Origin of the sequence: Streptomyces sp. NPDC014727, from assembly GCF_043083485.1 — a bacterium.
Classification (GTDB): domain Bacteria; phylum Actinomycetota; class Actinomycetes; order Streptomycetales; family Streptomycetaceae; genus Streptomyces.
In genome coordinates, this window is sequence record NZ_JBIBYR010000022.1 from 1 (window position 1) to 20,932 (window position 20,932).

Annotated in this window: 16 protein-coding genes and 1 pseudogene; 8 read left to right on the forward strand and 9 right to left on the reverse strand. The window is 68.7% G+C overall.

From position 1 onward, the window contains the following. Nucleotides 1-130: 130 nt before the first annotated feature. Together ACF1B9_RS27990 and ACF1B9_RS27995 are read right to left on the reverse strand one after the other, a co-directional pair. Nucleotides 131-4,003, reverse strand: a complete 3,873-nt coding sequence (locus ACF1B9_RS27990) for an endo-alpha-N-acetylgalactosaminidase family protein (RefSeq protein ID WP_391742783.1) — start codon at nt 4,001-4,003, stop codon at nt 131-133. A gap of 141 nt (nt 4,004-4,144) precedes the next feature. After that, nucleotides 4,145-5,197, reverse strand: a complete 1,053-nt coding sequence (locus tag ACF1B9_RS27995; protein ID WP_391742782.1) for a GlxA family transcriptional regulator — start codon at nt 5,195-5,197, stop codon at nt 4,145-4,147. A 158-nt stretch (nt 5,198-5,355) separates the two neighbouring features. Here ACF1B9_RS27995 and ACF1B9_RS28000 point away from each other — a divergent pair, with 158 nt between their 5' ends. Beyond that, on the forward strand, nt 5,356-6,192 hold the full coding sequence (locus ACF1B9_RS28000; protein ID WP_391742781.1) for a S1 family peptidase: 837 nt from the start codon (nt 5,356-5,358) through the stop codon (nt 6,190-6,192). 98 nt (nt 6,193-6,290) lie between these two features. Beyond that, nucleotides 6,291-7,286 carry a GlxA family transcriptional regulator gene (locus ACF1B9_RS28005; RefSeq protein WP_391742779.1) on the forward strand — a complete coding sequence of 332 codons (996 nt, stop codon included), beginning with the start codon at nt 6,291-6,293 and terminating at the stop codon, nt 7,284-7,286. A gap of 49 nt (nt 7,287-7,335) precedes the next feature. On the opposite strand, the gene ACF1B9_RS28010 is transcribed toward ACF1B9_RS28005, so the two are convergent. After that, nucleotides 7,336-8,925: an ABC transporter substrate-binding protein gene (locus ACF1B9_RS28010; protein ID WP_391742777.1), complete on the reverse strand. Its 1,590-nt coding sequence runs from the start codon at nt 8,923-8,925 to the stop codon at nt 7,336-7,338. A 694-nt stretch (nt 8,926-9,619) separates the two neighbouring features. Next, on the reverse strand, nt 9,620-10,084 hold the full coding sequence (locus ACF1B9_RS28015) for an ATP-binding protein (RefSeq protein WP_391742776.1): 465 nt from the start codon (nt 10,082-10,084) through the stop codon (nt 9,620-9,622). Nucleotides 10,085-10,195: 111 nt separating this feature from the next. Here ACF1B9_RS28015 and ACF1B9_RS28020 point away from each other — a divergent pair, with 111 nt between their 5' ends. The 4 genes and pseudogenes from ACF1B9_RS28020 to ACF1B9_RS28035 form a co-directional block, all read left to right on the forward strand. Then, on the forward strand, nt 10,196-11,017 hold the full coding sequence (locus ACF1B9_RS28020) for a helix-turn-helix domain-containing protein (protein ID WP_391742775.1): 822 nt from the start codon (nt 10,196-10,198) through the stop codon (nt 11,015-11,017). Then, nucleotides 11,014-11,274 carry a DUF397 domain-containing protein gene (locus ACF1B9_RS28025; RefSeq protein ID WP_391742773.1) on the forward strand — a complete coding sequence of 87 codons (261 nt, stop codon included), beginning with the start codon at nt 11,014-11,016 and terminating at the stop codon, nt 11,272-11,274. Before ACF1B9_RS28020 ends, ACF1B9_RS28025 begins: the two co-directional genes overlap by 4 nt. Nucleotides 11,275-11,808: 534 nt before the next feature. Continuing rightward, nucleotides 11,809-12,510 carry a metal-dependent hydrolase gene (locus ACF1B9_RS28030; protein WP_391742772.1) on the forward strand — a complete coding sequence of 234 codons (702 nt, stop codon included), beginning with the start codon at nt 11,809-11,811 and terminating at the stop codon, nt 12,508-12,510. Between the two features lie 7 nt (nt 12,511-12,517). Then, a pseudogene (locus tag ACF1B9_RS28035) lies at nt 12,518-12,676 on the forward strand (IS5/IS1182 family transposase); the annotation flags it as partial. Nucleotides 12,677-12,778: 102 nt separating this feature from the next. Here ACF1B9_RS28035 and ACF1B9_RS28040 read toward each other — a convergent pair. Next, nucleotides 12,779-13,333 carry a TetR/AcrR family transcriptional regulator gene (locus ACF1B9_RS28040; protein WP_391742771.1) on the reverse strand — a complete coding sequence of 185 codons (555 nt, stop codon included), beginning with the start codon at nt 13,331-13,333 and terminating at the stop codon, nt 12,779-12,781. 85 nt (nt 13,334-13,418) lie between these two features. Next, nucleotides 13,419-13,988, reverse strand: a complete 570-nt coding sequence (locus ACF1B9_RS28045; protein WP_391742770.1) for a hypothetical protein — start codon at nt 13,986-13,988, stop codon at nt 13,419-13,421. 119 nt (nt 13,989-14,107) lie between these two features. Here ACF1B9_RS28045 and ACF1B9_RS28050 point away from each other — a divergent pair, with 119 nt between their 5' ends. Then, the gene (locus ACF1B9_RS28050; protein ID WP_391742768.1) at nt 14,108-15,337 is read left to right on the forward strand and encodes a glycoside hydrolase family 64 protein; all 1,230 of its coding nucleotides are present in this window, start codon (nt 14,108-14,110) and stop codon (nt 15,335-15,337) included. 559 nt (nt 15,338-15,896) lie between these two features. Here ACF1B9_RS28050 and ACF1B9_RS28055 read toward each other — a convergent pair. Next, the gene (locus ACF1B9_RS28055) at nt 15,897-16,421 is read right to left on the reverse strand and encodes a hypothetical protein (protein WP_391742766.1); all 525 of its coding nucleotides are present in this window, start codon (nt 16,419-16,421) and stop codon (nt 15,897-15,899) included. A gap of 214 nt (nt 16,422-16,635) precedes the next feature. Here ACF1B9_RS28055 and ACF1B9_RS28060 point away from each other — a divergent pair, with 214 nt between their 5' ends. Beyond that, a complete protein-coding gene (locus ACF1B9_RS28060; protein ID WP_391742765.1) occupies nt 16,636-17,256 on the forward strand; it encodes a YceI family protein in 621 nt (206 codons plus the stop codon). A 261-nt stretch (nt 17,257-17,517) separates the two neighbouring features. Here the strand turns inward: ACF1B9_RS28060 and ACF1B9_RS28065 are convergent, their stop codons facing one another. Further along, the gene (locus tag ACF1B9_RS28065; RefSeq protein WP_391742764.1) at nt 17,518-17,964 is read right to left on the reverse strand and encodes a hypothetical protein; all 447 of its coding nucleotides are present in this window, start codon (nt 17,962-17,964) and stop codon (nt 17,518-17,520) included. A 167-nt stretch (nt 17,965-18,131) separates the two neighbouring features. Beyond that, entirely contained in the window at nt 18,132-20,798 is a 2,667-nt protein-coding gene (locus tag ACF1B9_RS28070) for a SpoIIE family protein phosphatase (RefSeq protein WP_391742944.1), read from the reverse strand. Nucleotides 20,799-20,932 lie beyond the last annotated feature (134 nt).

Sequence of the window (20,932 nt, forward strand, 5' to 3'; positions counted from 1 at the left end):
GTGGGGGGGCTCGGGGGGGGCCTGGGGGGGGGGTGGGGGTGGGGGGGGGGGGGGTGGGGGGGGGGCCCCCCCCCCGGGGGGGGGGGGGGGGGGGGGCCCCGGGGCCCCCCCCACCCCGCATCCTGCGATCTCAACTACCGCAATGGAAGCGGGCGTCACCCCAGTCCGCGTGGTCGTTGCCGTTGCCGTCCCCGCCGTCGCCGACGACGAGTTCGACGTACTTGGCACCGGTGACGTCCGCCGTGAGCGGCCAGGCGTTGTCGGCCGCCTTCAGGACCGGTGACTTCACCTTCTCGGTGCCGTCGGCCGTGACGCTGAACTGCACGCTGCCGCGTGAGGTCTGTACGTCGTCCACGCCCACCTGGGCGGTGAAGCTGGTGCACCGGCCGCCCAGGTAGTAGCGGATCCTCGCCGGGGCATGGCTGCCGAGGCCCTTGGTGTAGACGGTGCCGCCGAGGGTCAGCGGGGTCCCGTCGCCGCTGCCCTGCTCACCGTTGGAGAGGTCCCGTTCGACGGGGCCCCAGCCGTTCTCGGCGACCGTCCAGTCGAGGTCGCTGGCCCAGCTGTCGGCGGTGGGCGGCGGCGGCAGGGTCCGTACGGAGGTCTGCGCGCCGAGCGTGCGGCGTGCGCCGCCGACCGTGTACGACGCCTCGGAACTCAGGCCGTAGGTCTGGTACTTGGCGTCCACCGGCGGGGTGACCCGCCAGCTGCCGGTGACCTGGGCGCCCGCCGCGACCGAGTCGAAGGCGACGGCGCCCGCGGGCTCCGCCTTCCAGCCCTGGGGGACGGTCAGGCTCAGCGCGACGCCGGTGGCTGCGGTGGCCTCGTAGTTGGTGAAGCTCGCCTTGACGGTGTTGGCCGCGCCCGGCTCCAGGGTCTCGGCGCCCGCGTCGACGGCCAGCGTGCCGCAGGCGGCGATCTCACCGGCCGGGGCCGGACCGAGGTCGGTCACGGTGAACGCGTCGAGGACGAAGTCGGCGCCGTCGGGCGCGTCGCCGCGCTTGCGCAGCCCGGTCCAGGTGTCGCCGCAACCCGCGGTGACGGTCTCGGAGAAGTGGCCGGTGGTGCGCTGCTGTCCGATGGGGGTGGCGCGGGTCTCGACCGAGCTCGGCTTGCCGTCCGCGGTGATCCGGTCGTAGCCGTCGACCCACTCGTATGCCCCGGCGTGGCTGGACTGGTAGTCGTACTCCACCTTGTACCGGTGGCCGTCGGTCATCGGCACGGTCCAGGGCGCGGTGCGGTAGACGAGTCCGCCGTTCTCCTCGTGGGCCTTGAGGGACTCCTTGCCGCCGATCACGTCGTCGACGAGCTTTCCGTTCCAGCCGGCCTGGGTGTACGGGGCGTGCAGCTGGGAGATGACGGTCCGGGGGTCGGTGGAGCCGCCCGCGTCACCCTTGAGGAAGGGCCCCCAGCCCTGGTCGACGTCCTCGAAGTCCTCGTACACGACCGTGTTCTTCCGGGTCGCCGGGGCATGGGCGACGATCCGTACGTCATCGGCGCGTACCGTCGCCGTGCTGCCTGCCGCCGCCTCGATGCGGAGCGTGGCGCGGCCGTCCGCGGGGGCGGTGAAATTGACCTTGGCGCGCTGGAAGTACGTGCCGTGCCAGTCGGACGCGGCGACGTAGTCCTTCGCGGTGGAGCGGTCCACGGCGACGGAGCGTCCGCCGATCGAGAGCGTCGTGTGCCGGGTCTTTCCGGGCTGGACCTCGATGAGCGCGGACGCGGTGTAGCGCCGGCCGGGCTTGAGGCCGTCGACGCGCTGCGAGAGCGCCGCGGTGGAACCACCGGAGAGCTCGGCGCTGTTGCGGCCCTTGTCGTCGGTGTCACGGGCGACGGTTCCGGTCTTCGACCAGGCCCCCAGCCCGTCGTCGTTGAAGCCCGGGTCGTCGACCGGGGTCCCCTCGCCCCACTTGGGGTCGGCGGCCTGCGGCGCGTGGTCCGGGTAGAGGACGTACGGCTGACCGGCCTCGGCCGTGAGCGTGATCTTCCCGTCGACGGGCTTGACCGTGCCGGACTTGACCCGGCCGTTGTCGGTGAGCTTGTAGACGGTGTACGTGCCGTTGGACGGCACCGCCCAGCTGCTCGTACCGCCGGACTTGCTGTAGTGGTACAGCTTCTTGCCGCCGTCCCACGGCAGCAGGTAGTCGGTGCCGCTCAGCACCTTGCGGCCGTGGTCGTAGAAGGTCCGCTTGCCGTCCTCGACCGTGCCCCGGACGTCTCCGGTGAAGGTGATGTCGTTGCCGTCCCAGCGGATGATCTTCTGCTGCTGGGCGTACTTGGCGGGCAGGTCGCGCTGCCAGACGTTGTCGTAGAAGGCGTTCCAGTCGGTCTCGCCGGTCCAGCCCTCGAACTCGTCGATGGCGGTCTGGCCGAGGACCGGGTCGTTGTTCCAGGTGTCCCGCTCGCCGTTGCGGATGAAGCGGATGATCTTCGAGTTGAGGCCCTTGTTGGTGGCCCCGCCGTAGTCGAGGTCATTGGCCCAGTGCGACCACAGAGTGCCGCGCTCGAACTTGTCGGACCATTCGCTGCCGACGTTCCAGCCCTGCTTCTGCACGGCCTGAAGGGTCTTGTCGGCGATCCAGCCGTGCGTGTAGTAGACGTCGATGTAGAGGAAGCTCAGATTGCGGTCGGTCTCGTCGCGCAACTGCTGGAAGCGCTTGGCCAGGTCGCCGCTGTTGATGTCGCGGCGCTGGTCGATGTAGTAGCTCTGCCCCAGCCAGTTCCAGCCCGGCCTGGTCTTGTCGACGAGCTGCTCGTCGAACTCCCTGGCCTCCGGGTACGCCTCGGTGGCGTTGACGTGGACGCCGAAGGTGGCGCCCCACTTCTTGCCGTCCTTGAGGAGCTCGTTGAGGTCCTTCAGCCCGCCGGCGCGCTTGTTGTAGTCGCCGCCGTAGTCGGGGTGGGCGGAGTCGTGCCCCTCGGAGGCGTACCCCTTGAGGAGGGCCAACTGCCCGAGGCCGTCCGTGGACAGCGAGATCCGCTTGACGTCGTCCAGGGTGCGCAGGAAGGGGTGGGTGGCCTGGCTGGCGAAGTTGAACGGGATGTGGGTGATGACCCGGTCCGGGGTGTCCTCGCTGCCGGGCGCCTTGATGCCGATGGAGCGGAACGCGACGGCTCCGTCCTGCCAGTCGACCTTCTTGTCGCCGTTGGCGTCGGGCGTGACGACGACCTTCGCCCAGGGGAGGTCGTCCCCGCTCTCGGGCTTCGGCGCGCCGTCGCCGCGGTAGGTCCACTGTCCGGACCAGACCCCGACCCGGACACTGCCGTCGTCCGCCTTGCGGGCCTGGTGCCAGAACCGGGCATCGTCACCACCGGTGGCACCGGAGGGCTTGTCGTACGAGGAGTTGGACTCGACGGCCGCCGCGAGGGAGCCGGTGTTGAGAAACGCGTACGAGGCGCCGGCCGGTGCCTTGTCGGGCGCGGTGTCCGCGGTGACCGGGGCGAAGACGTCGGCGGTCTTCGTCGAGTCGTTGTCCAGCCGGGTGAAGGCGGTGGCGGCGCCGGTGTCCGTGGAGCCGACGGAGACCAGGTCGTGGCCGGGTATGTCGATGGTGCCGACGCGGAACGCCTCGGTGTCGCGGACGGCCGTGACCTTGAAGGTGGTGGCGCGTCCGGAGACGGAGAGCGAGGCGTCGATCTCGATGCCGGGCAGGTCGGTGAAGACCAGCGTGTAGCGGGCGACCGCGCCGGTGACCGTGGGCGAGCCCTTGAGCTTCACGGGGTGCGCGGTGCCGTTCAGGGTGACGGCGGTGACCGGTTGCGTACTGCCGAGCAGTCGGCTGCCACTCGCCTTGTCGGTGTACGCCAGGACGCGGGGGAAGTCGTCGGCGACGGCGACCGAGAGCTGCGCGGACTGGATGACGGTGGCGTCCGCGGGCACGGCCGACTCGACTGCGGCGGGTGACGGGGCGGCGGCGTCGGCGGGGAGCGCGGTCCCCACCAGCGCCAGGACGGCGGCTGAGGCGGCGGCGACAGCGCCCGCCGAAGTGAATCTTCGTGACATGTGCTCTGAGTAGTCCCCGTGACTGGACAGCGTCAACGACGTGCGGCCCCTGGGGGCCCTCCAGTCCAAGAACCGCTTTGCGTAAGTCCAAGTGGACGGTACGTCTTGGCGGTTCGGCGCCCGGGGTGCGCGGCGCGGTCGTCAGCCGTGCCGTCCGTCCGCTCCGGGGTCGTCGGCGCTGCCGGACGCTGCGGGCTCCGCCGATTCGGCGTTCTTGCCTTCCGCCCAGGTCAGGGCGGCCACCAGGGAGCGGAAGGCCGTCCGGTAGACGCGCGGCCCGGTGCCCGTGTGGTGCTGGAAGTGGTGGCGCAGGTTGGCGGGTGTACCGAAGCCGGTGCGTGCGGCGATGCGTTCCACCGGGTCGTTCCCGCGCTCCAGCAACCGCTGCGCCGCCTGGACGCGGGCGCGCAGCAGGTACTGGAGCGGGGAGAGACCGGTCTCGGCCCGGAAGCGCCGGTTCAGGCCACGCACGGTGAGCCCCGCGTGGTCGGCGATGTCCTTCAGGGTCAGCGGGTGGTCGAGGTGGGCCTCCATCCACCGGGTGGTGGGCCCGAGGCTGTGCCGGGCCGCGGCGGGAGGAGCCGCGCGGCCCGGGGTCTCCTCGGATCCGGCGGGTGCGTGGAGCTGCATGAAGACCTGCCGCTCCGTCTCGATGGCGACCGGCGTGCCGTGGTCCAGGGTGATCAGGTGCAGGCAGAGATCGAGGCCGCCGAGCACTCCGGCCGCGCTGTGGAACGGGTCCGCGTCCACGACGGCGCCCTCCGGATCGACGTCGATCAAGGGATGGCGCCGGGCCAGTTCCGCCGCGTACTGTCGCCCGGTGGCCGCCCGGCGTCCGTCGAGGAGCCCGGTGGCGGCGAGGGTGAACGTCCCGGTGCCGAACGCGCCGATGCGGGCTCCCCGGTCCGCGGCGGCCCGCAGCGCGTCGGCGACCCCGGGGTCCGGCTCGTCATGGAAAGCGGCGTGGCCGGGCAGCAGTACGGTGTCGGCGTCCACCAGCCCTTCCAGGCCCCACGGCGTGTGGATGGCGAAGGGCGCCGGGGTGCCGGTCCCGCGAAAGCCCGGGGCGGTGCAGTACCGCAGCTCGTACGCGACATGCGGGTGGTGCCGGACGGCTGTGCCGAAGCACATTCCGGGCCCGGTGAGTTCATGGCCCGGCACCCCGTCGAGCGCGAGGACGGCGATCACTGGCATGTCCAGAATTTAGCCGAGGGTGACATCGGGACCTCTTTTTCCGGACAGGGCCGTTACGCAGGATGGGTGGTGCGCGGCACCGGGAGCGAGACGACGCCCGGCAGCCGGTTCGCACACCCACCACGCGCACGACGCGCATCGGAACGAAGGAATCACCCGTGTTCACACGCAGTTCGCCGTCCGCCGCCCCGACCCGGTCCCGTAGGTCACGCTCCCGACGTGCGGGACGGTTCGCCGCCGTCGCCCTGGCCGCGACGGCCTGCGTCACGGCGATGTCCGGCAGCGCCAACGCCATCGTCAACGGGCAGGAGGCCACGCAGCGTTACCCGTTCATGGCCACGCTCCCGCAGTGGGCGGGCGAGGTGCACGCCCAGTGCGGCGCCTCGCTGATCAACTCGCGTTGGCTGGTGACGGCGGCCCACTGCGTCAACCCGAAGACGCTGGACGGCATCGTCCGCATCGGCTCCAACGACCGCGAGTCCGGCGGCACCGTGCGCCACATCAAGCGGACCGTCGCCCACCCCGCCTACGACGTCGAGTCCGAGCCCAGCAGGAACGACATCGCGCTCGTCGAGCTGGACCGCCCCGTCTCTGAGCAGCCCATCCGTATCGCCAAGAAGGTGGGCGAACCCGGCACCCCGACCCGCCTGCTCGGCTTCGGCACCGTCCTGGACACCGACAACCTCCCCGACGCGGTGTTCCCGGACAGGCTCCAGCAGTTGGACACCCGCATCGGCGCCGTGAACGAGTGCTCGCCCGGCCGCGCCGACAAGACCCGGATCTGCACGATCAGCAAGACACCGGGCTCCATGGCCTGCTTCGGCGACTCCGGCGGCCCGCAGATCCAGCGCGGCCGGGACGGACGCTGGGAACTGGTCGGCGCCACGTCGGGCGACGGCGACACCGACCCGACCTGCGGCACCGGCCCCGGCATGTACACCAACGTTCCCGCGTACGCGAAGTGGATCGACAAGACCGTCCACGCGCACCGCTGACGCGACACGCACCGGGCGGGCACACGCTCCTGCGGCCCGCTCGGGCACCCCCGACCACCGCGGCACCCCCGTCCCCTACCTTCGGATAGATTCTGCATATGTCCGTCATCGCCGTTCTTGTGCCCGACAGGCTCCCCGGACACCAGCTGACCACCCCCGGGCTGGTCTTCGGGACAGCGACGACCACCCACTCCGGCGCCGACTACGAAGTGCGGCTCTGCGCCGCCCCCGGCCTCACCGCCACGGGCGCGCCCGCCCCGCTCCGGATCTCCGTCCCGTGGGGGCTCGACGGCCTCGCCGGCGCGGACGTCGTCCTGATCCCCGGCCAGGACGGCGACGGCCCCCGCGACGAGCCCACGCCCGAGGTGCTCGCGGCGCTCCGGGCCGCGGCCGCACGCGGCTGCCGCATCGGCGCGATCGGCACGGGAGTCTTCACCCTCGCGGCCACCGGTCTCCTCGACGCCCGCCGCGCCACGACCGGCTGGCGGCACACCGAGGAGCTGGCCCGCCTCCACCCTCGTATCGAGGTCGATCCGATCGGCACGGTCGTGACGGACGGCCGGTTCCTCACCTCGGCCGGGATCTTCGGCAGCATGGACGTCTGCCTGCGCCTGCTGGCCCAGGACCACGGGGAGCGCGTGGCCGGTGAGACGTCCCGGAAACTCCTCACCCCCCTCCTGTCCCATGGCGACCGCGTCCAGGAGACCATCGACCGCGAACTCACCGAGAGCGCGGGCATCGAGCCGACGCTGCGCTGGCTGGAGGCCCGCCTGCACCTCCCCCTGACGCCCGCGGACATCGCCGCGCACGCCGGGATCAGTGTCAGCAGCCTCAACCGTCGCTTCCGTGCGCAGACCGGCGTCAGCCCGCCGCAGTACCTCCTGCGGCGGAGGCTGGAGCGGGCCCGGGAGCTGCTGGAGACCACCGACGAGAAGGTGGAACGGGTGGCGGCGCTGTGCGGCTTCGCCTCCCCGGCGAGCCTGCGCCACCACTTCTCCCGGCTGACGGGCACCACACCACGGGCCTACCGCACGAGGACCGGGGCGGCACGCCCGGCGCCTCGCAGCAAAAGGAATTCCGGCCGCGCGAGGTGAGGGCGCCGGACCGCTTCACCGCCTTCGTCACGGATCACGGGACGGCCGCTCACGGTGCGGTGCCGAGCTCCCAGAACCGGAAGACGGTCGACGTGTCCAGGCAGTTCTGCAGGCCCCGGACGTTCTCGTGGGCGACGGCGTACTGCTTTCCCTGCCACAGCGGCAGGAGCGGCAGTTGCTCCGCCACGATGTCCTGCAGTTTGCCGAACTCCTCCCGGGTGTTCGAGCGGTCGGTCACGGACGAAGTCTGCGGGATGATCTGCTTGGATATCTCGCTGTTCTCGTAATTGTTCGACAAGACATTGCCCTTGCCGAAGAACGGCTGAGTGAAGTTGTCGGGGTCGGGATAGTCCGGCACCCACCCCTTGACGTAGATCCCGTACTTTCCGTCGGCGATGTCCTTCTCGTACCGGTCGAACGGGACGGACTTCATCTTCGCCTCGAAGAGACCGCTCTTGTTGAGCTGATCGGCGATGGTCTGCAACTCGTCGTCGGTGGCGGGCCCGTAACGGCTCGGCGTGGACCACAGGGTGAGTTTCACCTTGTCGGTGATACCGGCGGCCTCCAGGGCGTCCTTCGCCCGTTGAGGCTGCGCGCTGTCGCCGTAGGTGTCGAAGAAGGAGGTGCCGTGGCCGGTGATGCCGGCCGGGATGATCGAGTAGAGCGGCGCCGCCGTGGACTGGTAGACCTTGCTGACCAGGGAGTTGCGGTCGACGAGGTAGGCGATGGCCTTGCGTACACCGAGCTTGCCGACCACGGGATCGGCCATGTTGAAGACCATGTGCTGGACCTCGGCGCTGTCGCCCTGGACGACCTCGATGCCGTTCTTCTCCGCGGTGGGCGACATGTCCAGGGCGGCTATCGCCTTGGCGGTGAGGCCACGGTAGGCGATGTCGACATCGCCCTTCTCCAGGGACGACTTGAGGGCCTGCTGGTCGCCGCGGAAGAGTTTCAGCGTCACGCCGCCGTTCTTCACCTCGGCCGTGCCGTGGTAGCCGGAATAGACCGAGAAATCTGCCTTCGACTTGTTGATCGAATCCAGCATGTAGGGACCGGAACCAACCGCCTTACCGCCCTGAAGCAGCCTGTCCTTGGGGTAGACCCTATGGTCCACGATGGAACCGGCACCCGATGCGATCTTGCTGGGGAAGATGGCGTCGGGCACCTTGAGACGGAAGACGACGGTCTTTTCGTCCGGGGTACTGATCGCCGAGATGGTGGAGAGCAACGGCGCCGGGCCCGCCGGGTCATTGATTTCGATTGCCCGGTCGAAGGAGTATTTGACGTCCTCCGATGTGAGGCTGTGGCCGTTGCTGAACTTCAACCCGTCGCGCAAAGTGCAGGTGTAGGTCTTGCTGCCGTCCGAGAAGCCGCAGTTCTTGGCGGCCTCCGGCACAGGTATGGAAGCCCCGGGCGGGAAGCTCAACAAGGACTGGAAGACATTGTTGAACAGTAGCCAGGACCCGGGGTCGTACCCCGCGGCCGGATCTGTCGCAAGAATGCCGTCGGACATCCCGACGACCATCTTCTCCTTGCTGTCGAATGCAAAGATCTGATCGTCGGAGCCGCAGCCTGTCAGCAGCGCCATTGCTAATCCCCCGGCGATGAGGATGCTCGACCGCCTCGTACGAACCTTCACAGAACGTGCCTCATACTCTCGGCCGGCCGTACGGGTGCCCCCTGACAACCGGGATCAGGTCAGGAACAACTGCAAACACCGCGACCGTCCAGCACTGGCGGCAGTCCGGGCGCGGAGGTGTGGAACGACTACCTGTCAGGACTCGGTGTCCCACAGGAATTCTACGCGCGGTGACTGGCAGGAACATTACAAGAAATGAACAGCGGTGGACAGGTCGTGGTCGATCTTGCGGCGCGTCGAACAACCCAGTAGTACACCGCCCGGCCCGGCGGCAAACCGCACGGGCAGGGAATCTTCCGGCCTTCGGCACCGTCGGCCCGGGATGCCCGATATCGGTACGCGACAAGGAAGACAAGCCGGGCCGAGAGAGACAGTGAGGTATTCATTGTGCGACGACAGCCACTTCGGCCCGGTCGGCATTAATCCCCTATTGCAGCAACTGTCGGCCGAATAGGTCGGACAGCAGGAATCCTCCACCTGCGGCGAAGAGCTGTCCCGTAATCCCTGGTGGGTCAGCGCGCGGCGTCAGATGCGGTGCATCGCGAGGCGGAGGGACGTCCGCATACTGGATGTATGCGGACGTTCCGACAACGCGGCGAGGTGCCGTAGCTGTCGTCGCGCGCCCACCAGGGATTACGGGACGGCCCTGAGAGACCGGCCGACCGCCGGAGGTGTCGGCGGCGACCGTGTCACCTCATCCGGAGAGCACGTCGGCGAGCCGATACGACTCAGGGCACGGGTCCGGTCCACGTACCGCGAACTCGCACCACACCACCTTGCCGGGATCCCGTTCCCCCACACCCCACTTGTCGGCGATCGCCGCCACCAGCAGCAGCCCGCGCCCGCCCTCCGCATCGGGGGCCGGGTCCGCGGCGACGGGGCGCACCTCCCCGTCGCCGCTGTCGTGGACCTCGACACGCAGGACACCGTCGACCGGCTCCAGATAGAGGTGGACACGGAATCCGCGACCGGGCGGGACCCCGTGCAGCAGGGCATTGGTGACGAGTTCGCTCACGCAGAGCAGTACATCGTCGACACGGGACTCGCACGCCCAGTCGACGAGTGCCTCGCGCACGAACTGCCGTACGAGCGGCACGGAACGGCGTTCCCTGCGGTGGAACGCCTCGCGGAAGCAGGGGAGTTGAGTTGGTTCGTTCACGCAGCCAACGTCACACAAAGTCACTAGCGTTGATCAGCGCGTCGGGCCGTACAACGCACTTGTACGGGCCCTGACGGGTCATCCGGGTTTCACGACGGGGAGAGGCAGTTCATGCACTCGGCGAAGAAGAACAAGCGGATCACGTCCTGGCACCTGATCGGCGCCCAGCTGGCGACGTTCCGCAAGGCGGCCCGGATGACGCAGACGGCACTGGCCGATCGGTGCTGCGTGGGTGAGGACACGATCGCGTCGATCGAACAGGGACGCAGGCCACTACAGGCGGACTTCGCGGCTCAGCTGGACGAACTGCTCGACACGAAGGGGGTGTTGCAGGTCGCGGTGTCGAAGGTGCCACAGAAGGAGCGGTTCCCGGCGTTCGTCCAGGACTTCGTGGACTATGAGCAGGACGTCCTGACACTGCTGTCCTATGAGAATCAGGTCGTTCCGGGGCAGTTGCAGACTCGGGAGTACGCGCGTGCGGTCTTCGTCTCCCTCTATCCGCCATTGGAAGAAGAGGAGATCGAAGAACGGGTCATGGCGCGACTCGACCGGCAGAAGGTCTTCGAGCGCAGGCCGAGGCCGACAGCCAACTTCCTTCTGGAGGAGAGCATCCTACGCCGCCCCATCGGGGGCCGCCATGTGCTCCGCGAGCAGCTTCGGAACCTGAGACGCTGTGCCGAACTCCCTTTTCTGAGCCTGCAGATCATGCCGACCGCTCGTGAGACTCATGCCGCGCTCGACGGCCCGATGGTGCTCCTGGAGACCCCCGATCACGATCAACTTGCCTACATCGAGGGACAGCGCATCAGCTTCCTGATCGACGACCTCGACGAGGTCAGTGTCCTCCAGCAGAAATATGGGATGCTGCGTTCTCAGGCGCTCTCTCCTGAGCAGAGCATGCGCCTATTGGACGACTTTGTTGGAGAGTCATGACTCGCGCAGCACACCCGGACCACGGCTCCGCGCTCGCCTGGTTCAAGTCCAGCTACAGCGCCAGTGAAGGCGGCAACTGCGTCGAAGTCGCCTACGACTGGCGCAAGTCCAGCTACAGCAGTGATGAGGGCGGCAACTGCGTCGAGGTATCCGCCCACCCCGCCGCCGTCCACATCCGCGACTCCAAGGTCATGGACGGCCCTGTCCTCACCGTTCCCCCCGCCGCCTGGACCGCCCTCCTCGGTGCCACGGTCTGAGAACCGGTGCTCGCCGCGGCGGCTGCCGGGCGGGTCCCGAAAGCGACGGACAGGGTGACCGTTGAGGGGTTGCGGTGGTTACCAAGTGGCAGTTCACGCACACGGCACTCACTTGAGGGAAGCAGTAGTGAAGTCTGGCCGCAGGCCCATGAGGTCATCGTCGTCCCGCCCGCAACTGTACGTGGGCTGACCGCAGTTGCAGCAGTAGGTGCGTTTCTGGCCTCGGCATGCAGCAGCGGCGACACGAAGGCGCAGCCCATCACACTCGCCCCTACGCCCACTACCGTTGCCGCGTCGTCCACCCCTCGTCCCGCGAATCCTGTCGCAGCACAGGAGGCGCGGCCAGCGGCCGCACAGGGCCGTGCTCACGACACTCGCAAGACGCTTTGTGGCCGCCTCGTCGGTCGGGACGCTCGTCACCCCCTGGCGAGGAGCGCCGCTGTTTCATGGCCAGTTGGATCATGCTGATAGCGTCTGCCGATTGTGGAGGCACGAGACGACTGTGCCGCCGGACCGGGGGAGGATGCATACACGATGATGGGCCATTCGCATGCCGTGAGCGGTGCACTGCTCTTCGCAGGCACGGCGCCATACCTGCCGCCGCTGGTGATGCACGCTCACCTGCAGCCGCAGGAGATATTGATGGGCACAGTGCTCTGCGCCGGTGCCGCACTGTTGCCTGACCTGGACCACCACGACGGCACCATCGCCAACTTCCTTGGCCCGGTGTCCAAGACCCTGTGCCGCTTCGTCGCTTGGGCCTCCGGCGGTCACCGCCATGCCACGCATTCGCTGTTCTTCGTGGCCCTCATGACCGTCGGCAGCTGGGCGGGGGTGACCTACCTGGGACGGCCGTTCACGCTGGGCATGACCTTCTTCCTGCTGGCGTTGGCCGTGCGGGCACTCAACCTCTGCCCGCCCGGACACGGGTTCTCCGCCTGGGGCACCATCGTGTCGATGGCCAGTATCGGCACCGGGGTGATTGCCAAGTTCATCCCCTCGGCACCTGGCTGGCTGCCCTATGCGATCGGGCTGGGCTGTGTGGCGCACCTGCTGGGGGACTCCATTACGAAGAGGGGCGCTCCCTGGTTGTGGCCGCTCAGAACTCGCTACGAGATCGTGGTGATCAAGAGCAGTGGCAACAAGCTGGAGACGGAGATACTCACCCCGATCATGGGCGTCGCCACCGTCGCCCTGCTCTGGTTCACCGCGCTCTCGCCCGATGCCATCAGCTGACCACGGGCTCGGGCGCTCGCGGGGCGGGCTGACCACCAAGCTCCACCTTGCGGTTGAGCAGGGGCAGAAGCCGCTGTCGATCGTGATCACTGCGGGGCAGCGAGGTGACTCACCTCAGTTCGAGCCGTGTCGGAACGTCCGCATACATCCAGTATGCGGACGCCCCTCCGCCTTGCGATGCACCGCATCTCACGCCGCGCGCTGATCCACCACGGATTACGGGACAGCCCTTAGGTGGCTCGGCGAGTCCGGGGTTGCGTCACCACAGTCAGCTTCGCTGAATGCCGGCGAGCAAGATGTCCGCAAGATGGTCGGCGTAGTCGTCAGGGTCGATGTGGGGGTGGTTGGTTCCGAGGTATCCGAGCATCATGTCGATCGCGCCTTGGTAGGTGATGGCCATCACGCGGGTGTCGAAGTCGCGAAGAGTTCCCTCGGTTTGGCCGCGTCGGAACAGTGATTCCTGTGCTTGGTAGGTCTCTTCGTAGTCTTCAGGTGTCAGGCGCGGCGAGCCATCGGGGTGACGCAGGTTGTGAACGATGCGGTTGAGTGCGGTGAGTTCTCCCCGATGGGTGACGGTCAAGGCCGCAACTCGGCGTAGGGCTGCGCGAATGATGTCCGGGACGGGCTCGGTCAGGTCGAGCGAGTTCGCGATGCGATCGCGGATGGTTGTCATCGTGGCCTTGGCAGTGGACTCCATCAGATCGTCCTTGTCGGCGAAGTAATGCCAGATCAGACCCTTGGAAACGCCGGCCCGCTCGGCCACGCGAGTCAACGACAGGCCGTCATAACCGCAGTCGGCGAGTTCCTCCACGGCTGCGGTCATGATTTGCGCCCGGCGTTGATTCTCGTCGAGTCGCTGCCGACGCGTACCCGACCTTGTGGTTTGTGAGGACGAAGTAGTCATGCCGTCACTGTGGACCGCTGGCCCGGTCATTGGCGACCGGCTGTCGGTTACGGCGAACCCGGACTGACAGGATCGCAAGAGTCAGCATCATCGCAGCGATGACGAGCATCTCTACGCGCATCCATGGAGGGAAGACGCCAGGCAATGCGGCCTCGACGAGATTCACCGCCAGCAGGACACATCCGATGATGGTGAGTGCACGAAGGCCGGAGGGACTCCCTTTGAGTGCGGCGCGCATCCGTAGGGGCAGCACGATCGCGAACGCGGCGACGATCACGGCGTGGCCCCATGCCTCTGAGGTCGCCAGATGTGGTGCCGCCACCGCCAGGACAGCCAGCGCCGCCAGTGTGCTCAAGGCCACTACCACGTAGGCGGCTACCAGTCGCCTCACCCTTGCGAGCGATAAAGACGCAAGTGATGCCGACTCGCGCTCATCTCTTTCAATGCTATTGACCATACGGTCAATGCTATCCCGGTTGACCGCGCGGTCAACAGAGGGGCTCCTCACCGTCAACAGCGCCTCGGAACTGACGAGTTGTGAAGAACCAACGGTCTTGAGAGCGCTCTCAGTCACAAGTCTTGACGCTCTCCCCGGCCACCGCGACAGTGGTGCACACCCGCGGACGGCTCCCGGACCCCAGCCCCGCACGACGTGTCCCGTCCGCGCCCCCCACACACCTCAGGAGCCCTCTCATGCCTTCGCGCAGAACATTCCTGACGGGCACCGTCGCCGCCTCCGCGACCGCCCTCACGTATCCCCTCTGGGGCGGCGCCCTGAGTCCGAGCGCCTCCGCAGCCCCAGCGACCTGCGAACTCGCCCTGCAGAACCGCTCGTTGCCGGGCAGGGTCAACGCCTACGTCACCGGTCACGAGCAGGGCACCGACCGCTGGGTGCTGCTGCGGGCCGACGGCGGTGTCTACCGTCCCGACTCCCCCGCCGCGCCGCAGACGCCACTGCCGGTCGACTGCGCGATCCCGTTGAACGCGGCGGGCGGCGCGCCGGTCGTGCTGACTCTTCCCCAGATGTACGGTGCCCGCGTCTACTTCGTGCGCGACGACACCCTCACCTTCTACCTCAACCCCGGCCCCGCCCTCGTCGAACCGGCGTTCGCCACCTCCACTGACGCCAATTACGGTCGGACCTGGTCGTTCTGCGAGTTCACCTTCAATCCTCAGCAGCTGTACGCGAACATCAGTTACGTCGACCTCGTCACCGCTCTGCCGATCGGTCTGGCCCTGGAGGGCGACAGCACGCACACCGTGGCCCCACTCCCGGACGGCGCGGTCCAGCGGATCGCCGACGGTCTCACCGCCCAGGCCGCCGCCGACGGGCAGCCGTGGGACAAGCTGGTGATCCGCGGCGCGGACGGCGGTGTGCTGCGGGTGATCTCGCCGCAGAACCTGATGGCGCCGTTCTTCGACCGGCCGGACGAGATGCCGTTCCGCGATGTGTTCACGGCCTACATCGACCAGGTCTGGGAGAAGTACCGCTCCACCGATCTGCGGATCGATCTGCAGGGCGGTCGCGGTGTCCGCACCGGCCGGGTGAGCGGCGATCTCCTGACCTTCGACGGCGGGCACTCCTTCACCAAGCCGGCCTCCAAGGACGTCTTCACCTGCAACCACGGCCCGTTCGCCAACAACCCGGGCGACCCCGACGACAAGAAGGCGCTGCTGGCCCGGCTCGCGGCCGGCTTCAACCGCTCCCTGATGCTCACCCACCCCAACCAGCCGAACGGCACCTCGGCCGCGGACTACTACCAGGGCGTGGCGACCAACCACTGGTCGCGCGTCGTCCACGCCAACACCCCGATCGGCTACGCCTTCCCGTACGACGACGTGCGCCCCGACGGGCAGCCGGACGTCTCGGGCGCCGCGAACGACGGCAACCCGCGGCGGTTCACGGTGAGCGTGGGGGCCTGAGTCCCCCAACACCGGTGAACAGCCCTTCACTGCTGCCGCCCATCCCCGCATGGGTGCCAAAGGCGTCGGCCTGTTCCAGCACCGCGAGCGCGAAACGGACACGACGAACCGCTGCGCCACCGTCCGAGAGGAAGCCCTGTCGTCGGGCGCACGGGCGCGCGGGAGAGGAGCCGGGGGGCTCCGCCCGCTCGTGTCAGCCGTAGATCCGATGGAAATGCATGCCGGGGACCTTAGCTTGCCTCCGGGCCACCGTGCACAGTGTTTGTCGCATGCTCCGGGCCAGGGACGGCGACGGCGACAGCGACGGCGACAGCGACGGCGACGGCGACGGCGACGGCGACGGCACAGGCTCTCGGCCGGCCGACCCGTTCGCCGTGACCGACCACGATGAACGTCCTTGCGTCCGCGTCGAGTTGCCCCTCTCCGTTCACCCCGCGCAACGACGTCGGCCTCCACGACCGCTTGAGCAGGTCGTGGAGGCCGAGGTCACGCGGACCCCGAATCGGCCAACGGCGTCCGTGGCGGAACGAGGCACCCCGTGCGAGCGGATACGACGCGGTCAGCAGCCGCCGCAGTTGTAGTACGTCACGTCCCAGTGGTTGCCCTCGTCCGCGTAGATGTTGCCGGAACCGGCCTTGTACTGGGGTGCGCCGTCGCCGCGCAGCCCTATGTAGGTGAAGACGCCGTGGACGTAGTTCGTGAGGCAGGTGGACTTGCCGAAGTCGAGCTTGTAGCCGTTCCAGTGCGAGTACGTGCCACTGGCGTGCCCGGTCTCGGTGCCGCCGGTGATGTTCAGCGCGCAGCCGGTGGCGCTCTTGAGGGTCTGGGCGCCCTGTGCGGTGGCCAGGTTGAGCTGGTCGAACGAGGTGCAGGTGGCCACGTTGCGGTTGGAGCAGTTGCCGGAGGACGACCAGGTGATCCCGGAGGAGCTGAACCGGGCGGTGGCCTGGGCGTGGGTGAGCTTCGTGTCGGCGTGGGCCTGGGTGGCACCGCCGCCGAGGACGCCGACGCCGGGGGCGAAGAGGACGCCGAGGACGAGGGCGAGGGCGGTCAGGACGGGACGCAGTGTCATACGGGACACCATGGGGGGATCCTCCTGCTCATGACAAGTAAGGGGCAGGGAGATACTGCCCGAGTTCTACGCGCGTCGCCAGGGGGGCGGCGAGACCGGAGACTCCTCCCGCGACAATTCACCTGCCTGATGTTGAACTTTGAACTAGATCGCGCTAGAGTCAATCTCGTTGAAGGTTAAACAACAACTTCGACCGCCGCTCGATCACGTCCCCCGAGGAGGAGCCATGGCTCTGTTCAACCGCAAGAACAACAACGCCCCGTCCGCCACCATCGCCACCCCCGTGGACCCGGCTCTGGCCGCCCTCACCGGCGACTACACGATCGACCCGGCGCACAGCAGCATCGGCTTCACCGTGCGCCACGCCATGGTCACCAATGTGCGCGGCTCCTTCGGCGAGCACGAGGGCAGCCTGAAGCTCGACGGTCACAACCCCGCCAACTCCACCGCGTCGATCGATGTCAGGATCGCCAGCGTCGACACCGGAATCGCCGACCGCGACGGCCACCTGGTCAGCGGCGACTTCTTCGACGCCGAGAAGTTCCCCCTCATGACGTTCCGTTCCACGCAGGCCGAGCAGCTCGGCGGCGACGCCTACCGCATCACCGGCGACCTCACGATCAAGGACGTCACGCGCCCCCTCTCCATCGACCTGGAGTTCAACGGCTCGGCCACCGACGTCTACGGCAACGAGCGCGTCGGCTTCGAGGGCAGCGCCGACATCCTGCGCTCCGAGTGGGGCCTGACCTGGAACGCGGCGCTGGAGACCGGCGGCGTGATGGTCAGCGACAAGGTCAAGCTCAACTTCGACATCTCCGCGATCAAGGCCGCAGCGACGCAGGCCTGACACGTCCCGCCGTCTCGTGCCTGACCCCGAGCGCGCCCGCCTTCCCCCTCCCCCGCCAGGGACGGAAGACGGGCGCTCGGCGTCGTCGGGGGGCGGGGCAGCGCGGCGACGGCGGCTTGCCCGAGCGGCAGATCCCAGGGCCGCGTTCGAGGCCCTTGCCTCGTCAACTCCCTCCGACGTACGAGAAATTGCGGGCGGAACTCTCCGCCGCCGTAGGTCGCGGTTGACACGGTGACGCTGCTCGGCCCAAGACGTGCCGGGTCAGACGGTCGGGCCCGCGTGCGCTTCTCGGTGCATGCCCATGCACAGCGCCCAGACGGCAAGGATGTTGACGGCGATCAGCACCATGGCCCACAAGGGGTAGTACGGCAGCCACAGGAAGTTGGCGATCGCGCCCAGGCCGGCGACGGCGACACCGAAGAAGCGCGCCCACAGGGCTCCGCTGAACACGGCACAGCCGGCGAGGACGAGAACGATGCCCAGGATGAGGTGGACCCAGCCCCAGCCCGTCAGGCTGAACTCGAACACGTAGTGGCGCGTGAAGACGAACAGGTGGCCCTTCGTAAGGGCAGCGACCCCCTCGAAGATCGCCATGGCTCCACCGATGACCATCAGGACTGCTGCCAGGACGGTGGTACCGGATGTGGGCGCGTGCGTAGGGCTCGGGTACGTGTGGCTTGCCGCGGTCCCGTTCGTGTCACCGGCCATGTCGATCTCCTCGGGTGGCAGAACCGTCGGTCCGGCGGCCATGCCGGGACCGGCGGGATCCTCGTCCCCCTGTCGGCGAGATCCCGTCCCCCTTCATTTCAGCGTGTCACGGCGGCTCCGCGTCGGCACTCCGGGCGACAACCGCCCAGGGCCTTCCACAGCACGCTTCAGTCGTTCTTCCCCTTCCCCCCGTTCTTCTCGTCCTCCTCGTTCTCCTCCTCCGGTTCGCCGACCGTCTGCTCGGACCAGATCACCTTGCCCGTCTCGGTGTAACGGGTGCCCCACCGTTCGGCGATCTGGGCGACGAGGAACAGGCCCCGGCCGCCCTCGTCCGTCGTCGCCGCGTAGCGCAGGTGCGGCGAGGTGTTGCTGGTGTCGGACACCTCGCAGATCAGGTTGCGGTCGTACAGGAGGCGGACTTCGATCGGTCCGCTGCCGTAGCGGACCGCGTTGGTGACCAGCTCGCTCAGGATCAGCTCGGTGGTGAACGCCTCCTCGTCCAGACCCCGGTCGGCGAGCCACTCGGCGACGTTCTTGCGGACTCCGGCCACGGCCGCCGGGTCGATGGCGACGTCCCACTGCGCGACCTGGTCGGGATCGAGCATGTGGGTACGGGCCACGAGGAGCGCGACATCGTCGGACGGCTGCTCGATCAGCATCGCGTCGAGCAGGTCGTCACAGGTCTCCTCCGGTGTCCGGTCACGACCGGCGAGGGTGGTGCGCAGCAGCTCCAGGCCGGTGTCGATGTCGCGGTCACGGGGTTCGATGAGACCGTCCGTGTACAGGATCAACCGGCTTCCTTCGGGTACGTGGAACTCGGCCGCCTCGAAAGGCATGCCGCCGATGCCCAGGGGCAGGCCGGCCGGTACCTCGGGGAACTCGACGGTGCCGTCGGGGAGTACCAGCGCGGGGGACGGATGGCCGGCGCGGGCCACCGAGCAGTTGCCGGAGACCGCGTCGTAGATGGCGTACAGGCAGGTGGCACCGGCGATCTCGGCACTGTTGTCGTCGGCGGTGGTTTCACCCTGGTCGATCCGGCTGACCGCTTCGTCCAGATGTCCGAGGAGTTCGTCGGGCGCGAAGTCCAGTGCGGAGAAGTTGTGGATGCTGGTGCGCAGCCGTCCCATGGTGGCCGCCGCGTGCAGCCCGTGCCCGACCACGTCGCCGACGACCAGGGCGACCCGGGCGCCGGACAGCAGGATCACGTCGAACCAGTCGCCGCCCACCTCGGCCCGCGCCGGCAGGTAGCGGTGGGCGACGTCGAGGGCGTTCTGCTCGGGCAGGTCGCTGGGCAGCAGGCTGCGCTGCAGTGTCACGGCCATCTCGTGTTCGCGTGTGTACCTGCGGGCGTTGTCCACGCTGACGGCCGCCCGCGCCACCAGTTCCTCGGCGAAGGACTGGTCGTCGTCGTCGAACGGTTCGGAATCGCCCGCGCGCCAGAAGTTGGCCAGGCCCAGGATGATGCCACGTGCGTGCAGCGGTACGGACAGCACCGAGTGGAAGCCGTAGTCGAGGATGCCGGCGGCCCGCTCGGGATCCCAGTAGCGCCAGCCGAGCTGGTTGATCACCTCGGGACCCAGCCCCGTCTCCGCGCTGTCCACCCGCATGGCATGGATCCTGGAAGGAACGAATCCGACCAGTCGGCCGACCGGGTACAGGGGCTGGTCCGGGTCCGTGGTGGCGACAGCGGTACGGCGCATGTCCAGCGGGGTGTCGGACTGAGCGGTCGGTTCCTCCCCGGGCATCGCCGGATCGGCGAGGTCGACGGTGGTCACGTCGGCGAATCCGGGCGTCGCCACCTCCGCCAGCTCCTGGGCCGTCCGGGTCACATCGAGGGTGGTGCCGATGCGGGTACCGGCCTCGTAGAGCAGCAGCAGGCGTTCGTGGACGAGTTCCGCCCTGCCCGTGATCTTGCGGAGCTCGGTGGTGTCCCGCAGGGTCGCCACGGTGCCGGGCGGCCCGCCGCGCGCGTCCGTCGGTCTGAGATTGACGGCCAGCAGGCGGTTGCCGCTGCGCAGTACCTCGTCCGTGACGGTCCGGCCGGAGGCGAGCAGTTCGGCGGTGGCGGGCTCCAGTCCGAGGTCCGTCACCGCCCGGCCCTCGGCGTCGGGGGGGAGGCGGAGCAGCCTGCGGGCCTCGTCGTTGGCGAGTGTCAGCCGGCGACCGGGCCCGATGATGAGGACGCCCTCGCGGACCGCGTGCAGCACCGCGTCGTGGTGCTCGTACATCCGGGTCATCTCCCGGGGGCCGAGCCCACGGGTCTGCCGCCGCAGCCGTCTGCTCACGAGCGCCGCGCCGGCCGCGGTCGCCGCCAGGGCCACCACCCCGGCACCGATGCTGAACGGGATGGACCGGTCGGCCACGCTGCTCACCGACCGGTCGGTGATGCCCACCGACACCAGTCCGGCCACCGATCCGTCGGGCCTCGGCACGGGCACCACCGAATTGACCGAGGGCCCCAGGGTGCCCTTGAACGTCCGGGTGAAGCCGGGGCCGGTCAACGCTTCCTTCCAGGGGCCGACGAGGTGTTTCCCGATCAGCGCGGGGTCCGGATGGGTGTAGCGGATGCCCTGGGTGCTGGCCACGACGACGTATTCCACATGGGCGTCCTTGCGCACCTGCTCCGCGCGCGGCTGCAGAATCGCGGTGGGGTCCTTGCTGTCCAGCGCCGCCACGATGCCCGGCGAGTGCGCGAAGGTCTGGGCCACGCTCAGTGTGCGCATCCGGACCTCCTGCAGACTGTCGCGGCGGCCCTGCAGCACCAGCGCGACCGCGAATCCGGTGATCAGCAGCACGACGAGCCCCAGCACGAAGCAGAAGACCTGGCCCGCCACGGTGCGCACGCTGAACAGCGAGAGAAGGTCGCGGCCCGGGGAGCGGTAAGTCGTCTCCTGGCGCGACGGCGCGGGGGTGGCTCGGCCCGAGCTCCCCCCATCGTGCCGATCTGAACTCCGGACGGAGCGTCGCA